General features: G+C 39.6%; 16 protein-coding genes. 2 read left to right on the top strand and 14 right to left on the bottom strand.

Annotated elements, in window-relative coordinates; all coding sequences use genetic code 11:
• Positions 1 to 41: 41 nt before the first annotated feature.
• Positions 42 to 851, bottom strand: coding sequence for a glutamate racemase (gene racE / locus JOC34_RS00670; protein ID WP_205134789.1), 810 nt, complete (start codon positions 849 to 851; stop codon positions 42 to 44).
• 22 nt (positions 852 to 873) lie between these two features.
• Positions 874 to 1,326: a MarR family winged helix-turn-helix transcriptional regulator gene (locus JOC34_RS00665; protein WP_205134788.1), complete on the bottom strand. Its 453-nt coding sequence runs from the start codon at positions 1,324 to 1,326 to the stop codon at positions 874 to 876.
• A gap of 231 nt (positions 1,327 to 1,557) precedes the next feature.
• Between JOC34_RS00665 and JOC34_RS00660 the strand changes: the two genes are divergently transcribed.
• Complete coding sequence (locus JOC34_RS00660) at positions 1,558 to 1,782, top strand: helix-turn-helix domain-containing protein (protein WP_205134787.1); 225 nt, start codon at positions 1,558 to 1,560, stop codon at positions 1,780 to 1,782.
• 170 nt (positions 1,783 to 1,952) lie between these two features.
• Here the strand turns inward: JOC34_RS00660 and JOC34_RS00655 are convergent, their stop codons facing one another.
• The 4 genes from JOC34_RS00655 to JOC34_RS00640 all read right to left on the bottom strand — a co-directional run bounded on the left by JOC34_RS00655 (position 1,953) and on the right by JOC34_RS00640 (position 5,659).
• A complete protein-coding gene (locus JOC34_RS00655) occupies positions 1,953 to 2,396 on the bottom strand; it encodes an acyl-CoA thioesterase (protein WP_205134786.1) in 444 nt (147 codons plus the stop codon).
• 84 nt (positions 2,397 to 2,480) lie between these two features.
• Positions 2,481 to 3,245: a succinate dehydrogenase iron-sulfur subunit gene (gene sdhB / locus JOC34_RS00650; protein WP_205134785.1), complete on the bottom strand. Its 765-nt coding sequence runs from the start codon at positions 3,243 to 3,245 to the stop codon at positions 2,481 to 2,483.
• A 17-nt stretch (positions 3,246 to 3,262) separates the two neighbouring features.
• On the bottom strand, positions 3,263 to 5,014 hold the full coding sequence (sdhA, locus tag JOC34_RS00645) for a succinate dehydrogenase flavoprotein subunit (protein ID WP_205134784.1): 1,752 nt from the start codon (positions 5,012 to 5,014) through the stop codon (positions 3,263 to 3,265).
• 24 nt (positions 5,015 to 5,038) lie between these two features.
• The gene (locus JOC34_RS00640; RefSeq protein WP_205134783.1) at positions 5,039 to 5,659 is read right to left on the bottom strand and encodes a succinate dehydrogenase cytochrome b558 subunit; all 621 of its coding nucleotides are present in this window, start codon (positions 5,657 to 5,659) and stop codon (positions 5,039 to 5,041) included.
• 274 nt (positions 5,660 to 5,933) lie between these two features.
• Between JOC34_RS00640 and JOC34_RS00635 the strand changes: the two genes are divergently transcribed.
• Positions 5,934 to 6,371, top strand: a complete 438-nt coding sequence (locus tag JOC34_RS00635; RefSeq protein WP_205134782.1) for a DUF2507 domain-containing protein — start codon at positions 5,934 to 5,936, stop codon at positions 6,369 to 6,371.
• A gap of 137 nt (positions 6,372 to 6,508) precedes the next feature.
• Here JOC34_RS00635 and uvrC read toward each other — a convergent pair whose 3' ends face one another.
• From uvrC to JOC34_RS00595, 8 genes are all read right to left on the bottom strand, one after another.
• A complete protein-coding gene (gene uvrC, locus JOC34_RS00630) occupies positions 6,509 to 8,287 on the bottom strand; it encodes an excinuclease ABC subunit UvrC (RefSeq protein WP_205135890.1) in 1,779 nt (592 codons plus the stop codon).
• A 90-nt stretch (positions 8,288 to 8,377) separates the two neighbouring features.
• Entirely contained in the window at positions 8,378 to 8,692 is a 315-nt protein-coding gene (gene trxA / locus JOC34_RS00625) for a thioredoxin (RefSeq protein WP_205134781.1), read from the bottom strand.
• 136 nt (positions 8,693 to 8,828) lie between these two features.
• Positions 8,829 to 9,800: an electron transfer flavoprotein subunit alpha/FixB family protein gene (locus JOC34_RS00620; protein WP_205134780.1), complete on the bottom strand. Its 972-nt coding sequence runs from the start codon at positions 9,798 to 9,800 to the stop codon at positions 8,829 to 8,831.
• A gap of 28 nt (positions 9,801 to 9,828) precedes the next feature.
• Positions 9,829 to 10,602: an electron transfer flavoprotein subunit beta/FixA family protein gene (locus JOC34_RS00615; RefSeq protein WP_205134779.1), complete on the bottom strand. Its 774-nt coding sequence runs from the start codon at positions 10,600 to 10,602 to the stop codon at positions 9,829 to 9,831.
• 26 nt (positions 10,603 to 10,628) lie between these two features.
• Positions 10,629 to 11,402 carry an enoyl-CoA hydratase gene (locus JOC34_RS00610; protein WP_205134778.1) on the bottom strand — a complete coding sequence of 258 codons (774 nt, stop codon included), beginning with the start codon at positions 11,400 to 11,402 and terminating at the stop codon, positions 10,629 to 10,631.
• Positions 11,403 to 11,460: 58 nt separating this feature from the next.
• Positions 11,461 to 12,042: a TetR/AcrR family transcriptional regulator gene (locus JOC34_RS00605; protein ID WP_205134777.1), complete on the bottom strand. Its 582-nt coding sequence runs from the start codon at positions 12,040 to 12,042 to the stop codon at positions 11,461 to 11,463.
• Positions 12,043 to 12,174: 132 nt separating this feature from the next.
• Entirely contained in the window at positions 12,175 to 13,875 is a 1,701-nt protein-coding gene (locus JOC34_RS00600; protein WP_205134776.1) for a long-chain-fatty-acid--CoA ligase, read from the bottom strand.
• A 390-nt stretch (positions 13,876 to 14,265) separates the two neighbouring features.
• Positions 14,266 to 16,608, bottom strand: coding sequence for an endonuclease MutS2 (locus tag JOC34_RS00595; RefSeq protein WP_205134775.1), 2,343 nt, complete (start codon positions 16,606 to 16,608; stop codon positions 14,266 to 14,268).
• Between the last annotated feature and the right edge of the window lie 6 nt (positions 16,609 to 16,614).

The raw sequence follows: 16,614 nt of genomic DNA, 5'->3' as shown, positions 1-16,614 counted from the left end.
AGGAAATAGACCAAGCAAGCAGAATTAATCTGTGCAGAAAATTAGTTTAAGATTGCTTGTTCAATCGAGACTGTTTGCAGATTCGAATGCTGGAAGATACTTTTGGAAATCTTAATAAAAATATCTAGCTCACCCGTCGTATAAAATTCATGGTTAGCTATGCGTTCGCCATGAAACAGCAAACCATGAACATCTAAGGTCGTACTCGTTTCCCGTGCCGTTTCCTCACTAGAGGAAATCACAGTAACTTCCATACCAATGACTTCCTGTATCGTATCTTTAATCAAGGGGTAGTGCGTACAACCCAGAATCAGTGTGTCCTGATGATTATTCAGTTTAAATAGTTGTAATGACTCCTCTACAATTTCTTTTGCTTGCGGACCTGATAATATTCCTTGCTCAACCATCGGTACGAATAGCGGACATGCCAATGCATTAACATGAATATTTTCATTTATACTATGTAATGCCTGTGTATACGCCTGACTTCTGACCGTTCCTTCCGTGCCAATCACTCCAACGCGGTTATTCTTTGTTGACTTAATCGCTGCTCGTGCACCGGGCTGAATAACGCCAATCACAGGAATCGTTAATTTTTCCTGCAGTGCTTTCAGTGTAAAAGCTGTTGCAGTATTACATGCGATCACAAGCATTTTTATATTTTTATTCATTAAAAAATCGACCATTTCAAATGTGAATTTTTGCACCTCGGCTTTTGACCTTGGTCCATATGGGCATCTGGCCGTATCCCCTAAGTAAATTAATCGCTCTTTCGGTAATTGACGCATAAGTTCGTGCGCTACTGTTAAGCCGCCAACACCAGAATCAATTACACCGATAGCCTGATCCAAAAAAATCGCCTCTTCTATGCTGTTATTTTTCATCTACCATTTTCATTTGTTCGTGGAGGAAATCGAGAAGTTCATTTAATGAGCTTGTCTGCTCCTCAGTGAATTTCTCTAAAACTTCTCCTAGATATACCTGTCGCTTTTCAATCACTTCATGAATGATGACCTTTCCCTTTTCCAAAAGATGAATACGCACAACGCGCCGGTCCTTCAAGTCACGGGTTCTTTCTACCAGTTCATTCTTCTCCATACGATCCACTAAATCTGTTGTTGTACTGAAAGCAAGGCTGATTTTATTGGAAAGCTCTCCAATCGTTAAATCTCCCTCTTCCAATAACCATTGTAACGCGATAAATTGTGGAGATGTGATCGGGTAATTATTTAATATTTTACGACCATTTTGCTTAATTGTACCCGATATATAGCGAAGTCTTTTTTCTAACTTTTTAATTGATTCAATGGATACTTCACTTTTCAACTCCTTACCTCCCACTGCTGTACTTTTTAATAGTTTATCATATTTTTGAACGTTACATGAAAAAAGATACCATGGTGAATGGATGTTATCCACGATTTGAAAGGATGGTCGCCCGAGTTCTTAATATTTAAGATGATGACACGCACTGTTTCTTTACGGCTTCATAAGCTATAAGGACTGAATAATTTCCCTTCAGCATGATGCTCTATGACAGCAAGGAGGGGTTAACATTTGAAGGAAAACGAGTACAAATCGAAGCAAATACTAACCAAGCGTGAAAAAGAAGTGTTCGAACTGTTAGTACAAGACAAGACAACAAAGGAAATTGCCCAGGAATTGTTTATATCCGAAAAAACTGTTCGAAATCACATTTCAAATGCCATGCAAAAGCTGGGAGTTAAGGGGCGATCACAAGCCGTAGTAGAGCTCCTTCGTATGGGGGAACTAAAACTCTAAACGAAAGTTGAACTTTAAACGGCTGGTGCATGTACCGACCGTTCTTTAGTTGAACCATTCTACCGGTTAAGTGTGAAAAACCGACTTTTCATTGAGAAGTCGGTTTTATTTTTTGACAGTAATTAAAAACACGGCGAATGCCAAGTTCCCTAATATCAGACTTGTTTTGCTTATTTTTCCAGAAGTGCTTGCTTGATTTCATCTGTTATCTGGATTGGCTTACCTGTCCCCGGATGAATATAGACCATTCTCCCCCGGCCAGTTAATGAGATTTCTCCCTTTTCATTTAATGCCATGTAATGAACATCAAGTGATGTGTTTCCTACATGATCTACCCTTACATACAAATTTATTTTTTCACCAAAAAACATTTGCTGCAAGTAGTCACACTGCAAATCTGCCACGATCGGCATACCTTCATCATTATTCGGATCATCAAATAAACCAATTGTTTTTAAAAATTCAATTCTTGCTTCCTCAAAATAGATAAACGGAGACACATTATTAACATGTCCAAACATATCCGTTTCTGAAAAGCGAATATTAATCGGGATCGAAAAGGAAAAGCCGGCTCTCCATGTATCTATATCCTTAATATATGAAATTTGTTTCAATACCCTTCCTCCTTTCCAACAACTTTACATTTATGTAAAAGAGGCCCTTACAATTAATCGTAAGGGCCCTTTTGCACTTAAAGATTATTGGGCATTGTCACTGCCAAAGAAATTTTTAAATGCTTGTATATTGGTTGCACGGTTCATTGCTGCAATAGACGTGGTCAATGGAATTCCTTTTGGACAAACTTGAACACAATTTTGTGCGTTCCCACAGCCGTCAATTCCCCCATCTTCCATCAATCCATCAAGACGATCGCTTTTATTCATTTCACCTGTTGGGTGTGCATTGAATAAGCGGGCTTGCGATAGCGCGGCAGGTCCAATAAAGTTTGATTTATCATTAACATTTGGACAAGCTTCTAAACACACACCACATGACATACATTTTGATAACTCATATGCCCATTGGCGTTTTTTCTCAGGCATACGTGGACCAGATCCCAAATCATAGGTTCCATCAATTGGAATCCAAGCTTTTACTTGTTTTAAAGCGTCAAACATCCGTTCACGATCTACAATTAGATCGCGAACAACCGGGAATGTGCTCATCGGTTCTAAACGAATTGGTTGCTCTAATTTGTCAACAAGCGCGGTACATGATTGTCTCGCTGTCCCGTTAATAACCATAGAACAAGCACCGCATACTTCCTCTAGACAGTTCATATCCCAATAAACCGGTGTTGTCTTTTCACCGTTTGCATTTACGGGATTTCTTCTGACTTCCATTAACCCAGAGATAACATTCATATTTGGTTTGTAAGGTATATTAAATGTTTCTTCATAAGGAGCAGAATCTGGGCCATCTTGCCGCGTTATAATAAAAGTAACTGTTGATTGTTCAGCCATTTTTTATCTTCTCCCCTCTAATGTGCTTTTGTATAGTCTCGTAACCTTGGCTTAACTAAAGAAGTGTCTACCTCTTCATATGTGAATACTGGTTCATTTTTTTCTTTATCATAAGTAGCTATGGTCGTTTTCAACCATTCTTCATCATTTCTTTCAGGATAATCCGGTTTGTAATGTGCCCCACGACTTTCATTACGGTTTAGCGCTCCAATAGTTATAACACGTGCTAACTGCAGCATGTTTTTCAATTGACGTGTGAACATAACACCCTGGTTACTCCAACGGGAAGTATCATTAATATTTATGTTTTCCCAGCGTTCCATCAATTCTTTGATTTTTTCATCTGTTTTTTTCAATCTGTCATTATGGCGAACAACCGTGACATTATCTGTCATCCATTCACCGAGCTCTGCATGAATTTGGTAAGCATTTTCTTCGCCATCCATACTCATCAGTTTATCAAATTTCTCTTGTTCTTCTTTTTGTCTGTCCTCAAATAGCTCAGGAGACATATCTTCTACATGCGTTTCCAATCCATCAATATATTTGATTGCGTTTGGTCCGGCAACAGAGCCACCATAAATCGCTGATAATAAGGAGTTAGCTCCCAGTCTATTACCACCGTGTTGTGAATAATCACATTCGCCAGCTGCGAATATTCCCGGAATACTTGTCATTTGATCATAATCCACCCATAATCCACCCATCGAATAGTGAACAGCAGGGAAAATTTTCATTGGTACTTTTTTCGGATCTTCTCCAACGAATTTTTCATAGATTTCAAGGATACCGCCAAGCTTAACATCCAATTCATCCGGATCTTTATGGGATAAATCAAGATAAACCATGTTTTCTCCGTTTATTCCTAGTTTTTGATTCACACACACATCAAAAATTTCTCTTGTAGCAATATCACGTGTTACAAGATTTCCGTAAGCAGGATATTTTTCTTCTAGGAAGTACCAAGGTTCGCCGTCTTTATATGTCCAAATACGCCCACCTTCACCACGAGCTGACTCACTCATGAGGCGCAGTTTGTCATCCCCCGGGATTGCAGTTGGATGTATTTGAATAAACTCTCCATTTGCATATCTTGCACCTTGCTGATACAGCTCACTTGCTGCGGAACCCGTATTAATCATTGAGTTTGTCGATTTTCCAAAGATAATTCCCGGTCCGCCGGTTGCCATAATCGTTGCATCTGAGGCAAATGATTTTATTTCATGGGTTTTAATATCTTGTCCGACAATCCCTTTACCGACACCGTTTTCATCAATAATTGCCCCAAGGAATTCCCATCCTTCATATTTCGTTACTAATCCTTCTACTTCATAACGACGAACTTGTTCATCCAGTGCATATAGTAACTGTTGTCCAGTAGTTGCCCCTGCATATGCCGTACGATGGACACTTGTTCCACCAAAACGTCGGAAATCAAGCAGACCTTCCGGCGTACGGTTAAACATAACACCCATACGATCCAACAAGCTGATAATTCCTGGTGCCGCGTCACACATTGCTTTTACCGGTGGCTGGTTTGCTAAAAAGTCCCCACCGTACACGGTGTCATCTAAGTGTTTTGCAGGAGAGTCCCCCTCACCTTTTGTGTTCACTGCACCATTTATACCGCCCTGGGCACACACAGAGTGAGAGCGTTTAACAGGAACAATGGAAAACAGGTCAACATTTACGCCTGCTTCTGCTGCCTTGATGGTTGCCATCAAACCGGCAAGCCCACCACCTACAATGGCAATTTTACGATTACTCATTTTAAATACTCACTCCTTCTATTTTTACGCTCCGTATGCAAATTGAATCAACGTTCTGACACCAATGTAACTGATCACTAAGAATATAAGTATAGTTGCATATGAAACTACTTTCTGTGATTTTGGCGATTGTGTTAAGCCCCAAGTCACTGCAAAGCTCCATAGCCCATTCGCAAAGTGGAAAACAGCTGAAACAACCCCAATGATGTAAAACCAGAACATAATTGGATTCGTTAAAATATTTTCCATTAAGCTATAATCTAAATCTGCATTTCCAAGTCCAATCTGAATCCGTGTTTCCCATACATGCCATGCGATAAATACAAGCACAATAACACCGGTAATTCGTTGTAACTTGAACATCCAGTTACGGAAATACCCGTAATTTTTCACATTATTTCGTGCTGTAAAAACAATATAAACCCCTAAAATCGCATGAAACAATATGGGCAGATAGATTACAAACGTTTCCAACACTAGTACAAATGGTAGCCCTGCCATAAATCCTGCTGCTTTATTAAAACTTTCCTCACCATACACAGCAAAATGATTCACCACCAAGTGCTGAACCAGAAAGACACCGATTGGAATTACACCTAGAAGCGAGTGTAACCGCCTGTAATTAAATTCACGATGATCTGCCATGTTTACCCCCCTTAATCAATTATGTATTCTTAATAAATTGCTGCACAACAAGACATTAGTATAATTTCACATAAATTCTGCACCCATGTTCGAATTGTGACATATTTATTGTACTTCTTACTACAATAAGCGTCAAGATAAGTAACTGTAAAACACAAAAAGTTAACTGAAATCTGATGCGTGTACTTGCTAAATTCCTTTGTTATATGGATAATGAGTCTATCGATATTTATCGAGAAGCAATCGATAGATAATGACGGAAAGGATGACACCAATGTCAAAAACACAACAATTATTGCCCGTTTCTCAACTAGAGGATTTATATACTGCAGGTGCCGGTTATGATGTACTTAGATATATGACATTGCCTGAATTATTAGGAACAGAATCAAAGACATTGCTTTACTTTATGGGAAGAAATTTGGCAAGAAGTCTCGATTTACAAGCAGTAGAAGACATTTACTATACCTTTGAAAAAATGGGATGGGGTAAGCTCGAATTAGTCAAAGAAAAGAAAAAAGAACTTGTATTTCATTTAATGTCTGATTCAATTGCGCGGAGACTACAAGCTTCGTTAGACATTGAGTTTTACTTGGAATCAGGTTTTTTGGCTGAAGCGATACAACAATTAGAGAATGTGGAATGTGAGTGTGTAGAAGAAATCAACAGCAAAATCATGCAGGTTGAGTTTTCGGTTTTCTTTACACATTAAAACTCTCAAAAAGCTGCAGTTCACAATGAACTACAGCTTTTTTATATTTCACTGAATGAAAATAAGTATACATTTTTGGGGCATCCGAATAAGTTCGAGCTAAGGCGCCCCCAAGGATTCGCGATAAGCAAAATCTTTTAATCTTTTTCATTTAAATGACCAATAATATCTTCCGCTGTGTTGATTGGGATACCTAGCTTTGTTAGATCGGCAATGGACGCCTTTTTTATTTCTCCAAGTGACTTAAAATGGGTAAGTAGCAGTTTTCGACGCTTTTCACCAACACCTGGAATCCTGTCCAGTTCAGATTGGAATAAACCTTTTCCGCGTAATTGCCGGTGAAATGTGATGGCAAACCTGTGGACTTCATCCTGGATGCGCTGTACAAGATAGAACTCCTGCGACTTCCTGGATAGATCCATTATCTCTGGTGGTGATCCATACAACAATTCACTTGTTTTATGTTTATCATCTTTGACCAAACCACACAGTGGGATGTCCAATCCTAATTCGTTTTCCAACACATCTAAGGCGACACTCATTTGGCCTTTTCCGCCATCTACAATGATTAAATCCGGTAATGGTAGTTTATCCTTTAAAACCCTGGAATATCGTCTTCTAATTACCTCACGCATTGTTTCATAATCATCTGGTCCCTCTACATCTCTAATCTTATATTTACGATATTCGTTCTTATTCTGTTTTCCATCAATAAAAACAACCATAGCTGAAACAGGGTCTGTCCCTTGAATATTTGAATTATCAAATGCTTCAATCCGATGGGGTATTTCAATATTTAATGCTTCTCCTAATTGTTCGACAGCCTGAATGGTCCGTTCTTCATCTCGTTCAATCAATGAAAACTTTTCCTGCAGTGAAATATTTGCGTTTTCCATTGCGAGTTCCACTAATTCTTTTTTCCTGCCTCTAAACGGTGTGTGAACTTCAATTTCTAATAATTCTTTAACCAACTCATTATCTGCTCCAATCGGCAACAGGATTTGTTTTGGTTTTGGATGATGCTGGTGCAAATAAAATCGACCAATATAACTAATGAAATTCTCTTCCGGTTCATCAAAAAACGGAAAGACAGACACATCTCTCTCGATTAATTTTCCCTGTCTAATAAAAAAGACCTGAATACACATCCAGCCTTTATCATAGCTATAGCCGAATATATCGATATCCGTGTGATCATTGATAGACATTTTTTGTTGTTCCATGACAATTTCAATGTGCTGGATCTGGTCCCGTAATTCCTTTGCCCGTTCAAAATTTAAATGTTCACTGGCCTCATACATCTTGGAATTCAAATCTTTTTTGATATTACCGTAGCCACCTTGCAGAAAAGAAGTAATATCCTGGACAATTGCCTGATATTCCTTTACTGTGGGCGGGTTCTCACTGCATGCAAGACATTGATTCATATGATAATAAAGGCAAGGCCGTCCCGGAGGATTGTTACATTTTCTTAATGGGTATAAGCGATCAAGCAATTTTTTTGTTTCTTTCGCCGCAATCACATTCGGATACGGGCCAAAATATTTCCCCTTATCTTTCTTTACTCTACGTGTAATAAGTAATCGGGGATGCCTTTCGGAAGTTATTTTCAAATAGGGATATGATTTATCATCTTTCAACATCACATTATATTTAGGATCATACTTTTTAATTAAATTCATTTCTAAAATAAGTGCTTCAATTTCTGATGAGGTCACGATATACTCAAAATCTGTAATTTCCTGGACAAGCCGTTGTGTTTTACGATCATTCGCACCATTGAAATAGGAACGTACCCGATTTTTCAGCAATTTTGATTTACCAACATAAATAACGGTATTGTGACGGTCTTTCATTAAATAACATCCTGGCTGTGCAGGAAGAACAGCTAACTTTGCTTTTATATTTTCGTTCATCATTTGATACATTCCTTATTATATATTAGGTTAAGCAAGAAAATCCCCTGTTACATGATGCAACAAGGGATTCCATAATTCATACTTACTTTAAGCATGTTTGTTAATTAGATCAACTAATGCTTCTTTAGGCTGAAAGCCAATAACCTGATCCACTACTTCGCCATCCTTGAACAGCAATAATGTAGGGATACTCATTACTCCAAATTTACCAGCTGTTTCCTGGTTTTCATCTACATCTAATTTTACTATTTGAACTTTCTCTTCCATTTCACCATCAATTTCTTCCAGAAGGGGTGCAATCATTTTACAAGGTCCACACCATGGCGCCCAAAAGTCCGCTAAAACGAGTCCTTTGGAAGTCTCTTCTGTGAAATTCTGATCCGTTACATTTACGATAGCCAATTATACTCCTCCTTATCAAGCATGTATATCATGCACTTTCTAAACTAGAGTATATCATCGTTGGTACACACATGCTACTAGTTTGCTTATGACGTAAATAAGAGGTCCAGACTGCGATCATCCAGACCCCTTTCGTTTATTTCAACTGTTTCACTTCTTCAATAAGTAAAGGAATAATTTCAAACAGGTCTCCGACAATCCCGTAATCCGCTACATTAAAAATGTTCGATTCTGCATCCTTGTTAATCGCTACGATCACTTTAGAATTAGACATACCTGCGAGATGCTGGATAGCACCTGATATCCCTACTGCAATATATAGATCCGGTGTGACCACTTTACCCGTCTGACCAATTTGCAGGGAGTAATCGCAATAATCGGCGTCACATGCACCACGGGAAGCTCCTACTGCACCACCTAGGGCATCAGCCAATTCATAGAGCGGTTTAAATCCATCTGCACTCTTCACGCCACGACCTCCGGCAACAATGACGTTTGCTTCAGACAAATCAACACCTTCAGAAGCTTTTCGGATCACATCTTTGATCACGGTCCGCAGATCGGTAATATCCACTTCTTTTGCTGTTACTTCACCCGTTCGGGACTCATCCCGTTCCGACATTGCGATGTTATTCGGTCGAATCGTCACAAATGTCAATCCACTCGTAATGACTTTCTTCTCGAATGCCTTTCCGGAATAAATCGGTCTGATAAATGTCACTTCATCCCCATCGGTTTGAATCTCAACCGCGTCAGATACAAGTCCAGATCCTAATTTACTAGCTAATTTAGGTGTTAAATCCTTTCCAATGGACGTATGCCCCATCACAATGCCACCTGGAGATTCTGCTTCAATAACAGCTAGAACCGCTTGACCATACCCTTCCGGTGTATACGTTTCCAAATTATCGTGTGCAACCGTTACGACGCGGTTCGCACCATAATAGATCATTTCTTGCGCTTGCTGCTCTAAATTTTCTTTTCCACACAATACACCAACTATCTCACCATCCGATTGTATTTGCTTTGCGGCAGCAATTGCTTCAAACGTTACATTACGCAATTCCCCATCTCTTGCTTCCCCAATAACGACTATTTTTTCACTCATGTAAGTTGCTCCTTTCTATCCACATGGATTACAGTACTTTTGCTTCGTTTTTTAGTAGTGATATCAGTTCTTTCACCTGATCCTGAACGTCACCTTCCAGTACCCTGCCAGCTTCTTTTTCCGGCGGTAAGAAGATGTCTGTTGTTCTGGTTTTGGCTTCTACATCATCTTCATCCAGATCCAGGTCATCTATTTCCAGTTCTTCCAGCGGTTTCTTTTTCGCCTTCATAATCCCTGGGAGTGATGGATAACGCGGATCATTTAGTCCTTGTTGACAGGTTACAAGTAAGGGCAGACTGGTTTCAATGATTTCAACGTCACCTTCCACGTCCTTTTCAATATTTACCGTTTCCCCATCGATCTTCAAACTCGTAACGGTCGTAACATAGGAAATGCCGAGACTTGAAGCAAGCCTTGGTCCAACTTGTCCACTTGCCTCATCGATGGCCACATTACCTGCAAGAATTAAATCTGCTTCTTTATCTGCAAAAAACGCTTCCAAAACTTTCGCAGTCGTAAACTGGTCGCCATCTTCCAGATCATCTTCGGTATTAATTAATACTGCTTTATCTGCCCCCATCGCCAGTGCGGTGCGTAATTGTTTTTCGGAATCTTCATCACCGACTGTTACAACGGTAACTTCCCCACCGTGTGCATCCCGTTGATTAATGGCCTCTTCGACGGCATATTCATCATAGGGATTAATGATAAACTCTGCACCATCATCTTCAATGACACCACCGGATACAGCGATTTTTTCCTCTGTATCAAATGTCTTTTTTAACAATACATAAATATTCATACGATATCCTCCTTATAAGCATTGAACTATTTATCCTTAAAGTTTGGTTCACGTTTCTCTAAGAAGGCTTGCACACCTTCTCTGGCGTCTTCCGAGCCAAATATTTCGCCAAAGGCTTCTGCTTCTAACTGAACACCTTTAGAAAATTGTTCTGTTTTTGCAAGAGGGATCAACCTCATTATGCGCTGGATGGACGGCTGACTCTTAGCAGCAATTTTCTCTGCTAGTTTAGTAGCTTCTGCAAGTAGCATATCCTCGGAAACTAGTTTATTGACCAGTCCCAGTGCATGTGCCTCTTTCCCACTAATTGGCTCACCTGTCAGCATCATTTCATATGCTTTCGCTGTTCCAACATATTGTGGAAGCCTTTGTGTACCGGCAAAACCCGGGATGATTCCTAAAGTTGCCTCCGGGAGCCCCATTTTTGCATTTTCAGTAACAATTCGGATATGACAAGCCATTGCAAGTTCTAATCCTCCACCCAACGAAGCACCATGGATAGCTGCGATGACCGGAATGGACAGGTGCTCGATCCGGTCAAACAATTGCTGAACTTTCCTGGATAGGGATTCGTAGTCAGACGCATTTTGAAAAGAAGTGAATTCCTTAATGTCTGCACCAGCCGAGAAGAATTTCCCTTCCCCTTTTATAACAATTACTTTGGCATCCCCATCCTGTTCAATGGTATCCAATTGTTCGGAAAGAACGTCAAGTAATCTACTGGATAAAGCGTTTGCTGGTGGGCTTTGAATCGTTAAGTATGCAACCTTATTTTTCAATTCATATGCTAATGTTCCCAAAGTTTAACCTCCTTCTTCATCTATTATAAGTTAAATTTGAAAAATTTGAAACTCATAGCTAATTCTCCGACAGGCCATTTGTTAGTAATGCGTGCACATGTACTGCCTGCTCGACCAAATCATATTTGTGCTCCTTCATAACCCAGTTTGTAACTGTTTCATCTAAGGTTCCGAATATCATTTGTCTTACAAGCGGGAGATTCAAATCAGCCTTGAATACCTTTTCTTCGATACCTTCTTCAATAACATCATCAATTACTGTCAAATAAGGCTTCAGTATTTGATTTATTTGTAGCCTTAAGGCAGAATCGGATTGTCTTAATTCTAGCTGCGTAACGATTGCCAAATGACTATCTTCTGAAAGTTGACTAAAATGCATCTCAATCAATGTCAGCAACTTTTCATTCGCATTCTGTTTTTGATTGATTGCATATGCAATCTGTTCGATAAATTGCCCCATTTTATTTTTAAATACGGACACTAAAATATCCTCTTTATTTTTAAAATAAAGATATATCGTTCCGTCAGCTACTCCCGCTTTCTTAGCAATTTTGGAAACTTGCGATTTATGGTAACCATTTTCTGCAATAACCACAACCGCCGCATCAATGATCTGTTTGTATTTTGGTTTATTCTTCATGTTATTCTCCTTAAATCTTACATTTAAAACAATATGAATGAATAATCATTCATATTCCATTGTAGCGGGATCAGGTCATTCTGTCAATCCATTGTTTGTCCTTTTATCGTATAAAATTTTTAGATCGTTCTTTTACACGGTTTTACTATCTTCCATTGGTTGTTCTTTTTCTTCTGCAACCAACTGTCTTCTCAGTATTTTACCGACCGCCGTTTTCGGTAACTCATTGCGGAAGTCATATATTCTGGGCACTTTATATGCAGCAAGGTGTTTTCTGCAATAAGCATTTAATTCAGCTTCATCAACCGTGTACCCTTCTTTTAAGACAATATAAGCTTTTACTGTTTCCCCGCGGTAAGGATCTGGAATACCTGCTACAACTGCTTCCTGGACACCTTCATTTTCATAAAGTACTTCTTCCACTTCTCTCGGATAGATATTATAGCCACCGGCAATGATCATATCTTTGAGTCGGTCCACCACATAAAAATAACCATTTTCGTCCATATAGCCAAGGTCTCCAGTAAATAACCAGCCATCTTTTAATACATTTTCTGTTTCTTCTGGATTATTCCAATAACCTTTCATAATTTGTGGACCCTTCACAGCAATCTCACCGACTTCATCTGTAGCGGCTTCTTCACCAGATGCTTCCATACTAAAAATTTTTGAATCGGTATCTGGCCATGGCACACCAATACTTCCATTGACGCGCGCTTCCCAAACAAAATTCGCATGTGTAACTGGAGAGCTTTCTGTCAGTCCGTACCCCTCAACCAATTTCCCCCCAGTAACCTGCTCAAATTGTTCCTGTACTTCTTTTGGCAGTGCTGATGAACCACTGATACACGCTTCAATGGAAGATAAATCGTATTTCTTAAGGTCCGGATGATTGAGCAATCCAACATAGATTGTGGGTGCTCCAGGGAACAATGTTGGCTTTTGTTTATCGATTGTCTTTAGTACTTCTTCTGCATCAAACTTCGGTAGTAAAATCATTTTAGAACCTTGCATAATAGACATGTTCATTACAGCGGTCATACCGTAAACATGGAAAAATGGTAATACACCAAGTACAATTTCTTCTCCTCGTTTCGTTTTATATAACCACGCTTCACACATTTGTACATTTGCGGTTAAATTATAATGTGTCAGCATAACACCTTTCGGATGACCGGTTGTTCCACCTGTGTATTGCAATAAAGCCAAATCCTCACGTGGATTAATGTCAACTTCTGTAAAGTTTTCATTCGTTTGATCCATCATTTGCCGCCACACATGTGTGTCCTCGCTTTGTTCTACTTTTACTACCATATGATATTCTTTTTTTTGAATAAATGGATAGATAACATTTTTAGGAAATGGTAAGTAATCTTTAATACCAGTGACAAGCACATGTTTCAATGATGTGTTTCCACGAATGCTTGAAACACGTGGCAATAAAATATCCAAACACACAATAAATGTTGCACCCGCATCATTTAACTGGAATTCCAATTCACGTTCCTTATAAAGTGGGTTGGTTTGGACAACAATTCCTCCAGCTAAAAGTGTTGCGTAATAACTAATGACAGATTGTGGACAATTTGGCAACATTACAGCAACCCTGTCGCCTTTTTTTAAACCTAACAATTGCAGATAATGGGCCATCTGCTTTGCTTCCGTATACAATTCCTGAAAAGATATTTCCTTCCCCATGAAATGAAGCGCTTTCTTTTCTTTGTAAGATTTAGCAGCTTCGCTCAAAAAGGCATGTAACGGCTTATCGTCATACGTAATGCTTATCGGTATTTCACTTGGATAAAGCTGCTGCCATTTTTTTACCTCTTCCATTATAATTCCTCCTTTATCTGTACATACATTCATTATAGCGATAAAATTCTATTTTTTGAAATTTTTTCACCTTATTACTAGAAAATCTGGCCTATCGCCAAGCCTTAGTTGAACCAATCGGGCTTGTGCGGGCAGTTATACTTTTCTATCAGTGTAAAAAACTTTGAATACATCCTTTTCACCGGCGTATTCAAAGTCTTTATAACTATATGCTTTATCTATAAAATGAATGCCTCAAACCTCTAGTTTCTATGATTATCAAATTAAATAAACAGCTCCGACAATGATAAAAATAGCTGCTACAACAAAGCACACTTTAATCAATGTTTCCACGCTACTCTCTCCTCATATCATACTTGTGCTGACAACGGATGGTTGGCTGTATTTCATTTAAGCGAATGCAATGACCGTAACGCCGCTACCGCCCTCTCCCATTGTTCCTTGTCTGGCGGAAGCAATGCCAGGATGCTTCTTAACAAATTCCTGCACACCTTTTCGAAGTGCACCTGTGCCCTTGCCGTGGATAATCGAAACTTTAGGATAGCCTGCCAACAATGCGTCGTCTACATATTTTTCCAATTTAAGTAAAGCATCTTCATAGCGTTCTCCCCGTAAATCCAATTCCGTACTTACATGATAACTGGATCCTTTAACTGTCGCCAGTGGTCTTTCCACCACTTGTTTTTGTTTTCCAATGAATTGGAGATCCTTGCGTTTCACTTTCACCTTCATAATGCCGACCTGTACAAGGTATTCATTTTTATCAATTTTCTCTAGAACCGTACCTTTTTGATTGATCGTTAACAGGTTGATTTCATCTCCTGGATAGAGCTCTGTATTGGAGGGAGAAGGTTTTTTAACCTTATCTTGTTGTTTCTTGGACAAATTCGGCTGTGCTTCTTCAAGCATTTTTTTCGCTTCGATCCATTCATGCTCTTTCAACCCTGCGTTGGTCTTCATTTTGCGAATTTCATCGACAATTAATTCCGCTTCTTCACGTGCGTTGGTTAAAGCTTTTTCCGCCTTTTCTTCCGCTTTCTTAAATAATGCTTCCCGTTGCCCCTCAAAGTTGTGCCATTCCTTTTCCAGTTGTTCCTTTAGCTTCTCACTATCGAGTAGCGTGTCATGTGCCTGCTGATAGTCATGTTCCGCACCTAGTTGTGCCTTCTCAAGGGAAGCGATCATATTGTCAACGCCTTTTGAATCCACACCTATAAGTCCTTTTGCACGATCAATAATCGTATCATTTAGCCCTAACCGCTTCGAAATCTCAAATGCATTACTTCTGCCTGGCACGCCTAGCAGCAAACGGTAAGTAGGTTGTAGTGTTTCGACATCAAATTCAACGGAGGCATTAACAACCTGTTCCCGATTGTAGCCATATGCCTTTAATTCCGGATAGTGGGTTGTCGCAATGACACGTGCATCTCTCGATATGACTTCATCCAACAACGCCATTGCCAAGGCAGCGCCCTCCTGCGGGTCTGTCCCGGAACCAAGTTCATCCAACAGCACGAGTGATTGATCATCGACATCCTCGATGATATTAACGATATTTGTCATATGAGAGGAAAAAGTACTTAAGTTCTGCTCAATCGATTGTTCGTCACCAATATCTGCAAACACATCGTTAAATACCGCGAGTTCACAGCCGTCCAATGCTGGGATTTGTAAACCAGATTGCGCCATCAAGGTACATAATCCAACCATTTTCAATGTTACTGTTTTCCCCCCGGTATTCGGACCGGTGATAACGATCGATGTATAGCTTTCTCCAATTTCAACATCATTGGCTACCACCTCGTCTACTGGTATGAGCGGGTGTCTGGCCTGCTGCATTTTAATAATTCCCCGATTGTTCATTTTGGGTTTTGCTGCCTTCATTTTATTTCCCAATTTTGCCCGGGAAAAGATAAAATCGATGGAAGCTAGTACGGATACGTTTTCTTGTAAATAAGTTTCCTGCGAAGCGATTTGCACCGTTAACGCCTGTAAAATTCGTTCGATTTCCTGTTTTTCTTTAATGGTCGCTTCCTGTAATTGGTTGTTCAGATCAACGACAGCTTTTGGCTCCATGAATAAAGTTTGTCCGGATGCTGACTGGTCATGAACGATACCACCAATAGATCCACGGTATTCTTGTTTAACCGGTAATACATAACGGTCATTACGGATCGTGACAATGGCATCAGATAACATGTTACTATTTGTTTTCGTATAATTGTCGAGCTTGTCCCGTACTCGGCTTTCAAATGTACGGATCGATGAACGCAGGCCCCGAAGCTTTTGTGAGGCACTATCCATCACACGACCATGATCATCAATACAGTTTTTAATTTCCTGCTCCAATTCCCTTAAGGGCACAATTTGTTCGACTTGTGCTTTTAAAATCGGCAGATCCATTTCTAATTTTTCGATGAAATCCTTTACCCGACGTCCACCATAGATCGTATTTGCCACATCAAGACACTCTGTTGTCGTGAGCATACTTCCGATGACACTTCGTTTTAAATTTGCGCGTATATCAACAACCCCACCTAACGGAATCGCTTCATTTAAACGAACAATTTGCGCCGCTTCATCTGTTTCTTCATGCATTTCAAGCACACGATCAAAGTCTGTTGCAGGCTTAACATGTGCGGCAGCATCTTGTCCCAATGAGGTTGCTGCATTCTCTTTTAATTGTTCTATTATCTTATTAAACTCAAGTACACGGAGAATTCGTTCATTCATCCTTCA

The sequence above is a fragment of the Virgibacillus halotolerans genome, assembly GCF_016908515.1.
In the GTDB taxonomy this organism is placed as follows: Bacteria; Bacillota; Bacilli; order Bacillales; family Amphibacillaceae; genus Virgibacillus_M; species Virgibacillus_M halotolerans.
The sequence above is the reverse complement of the archived record's forward strand: the minus strand, read 5'-3'. Positions and strand labels throughout refer to the sequence as shown.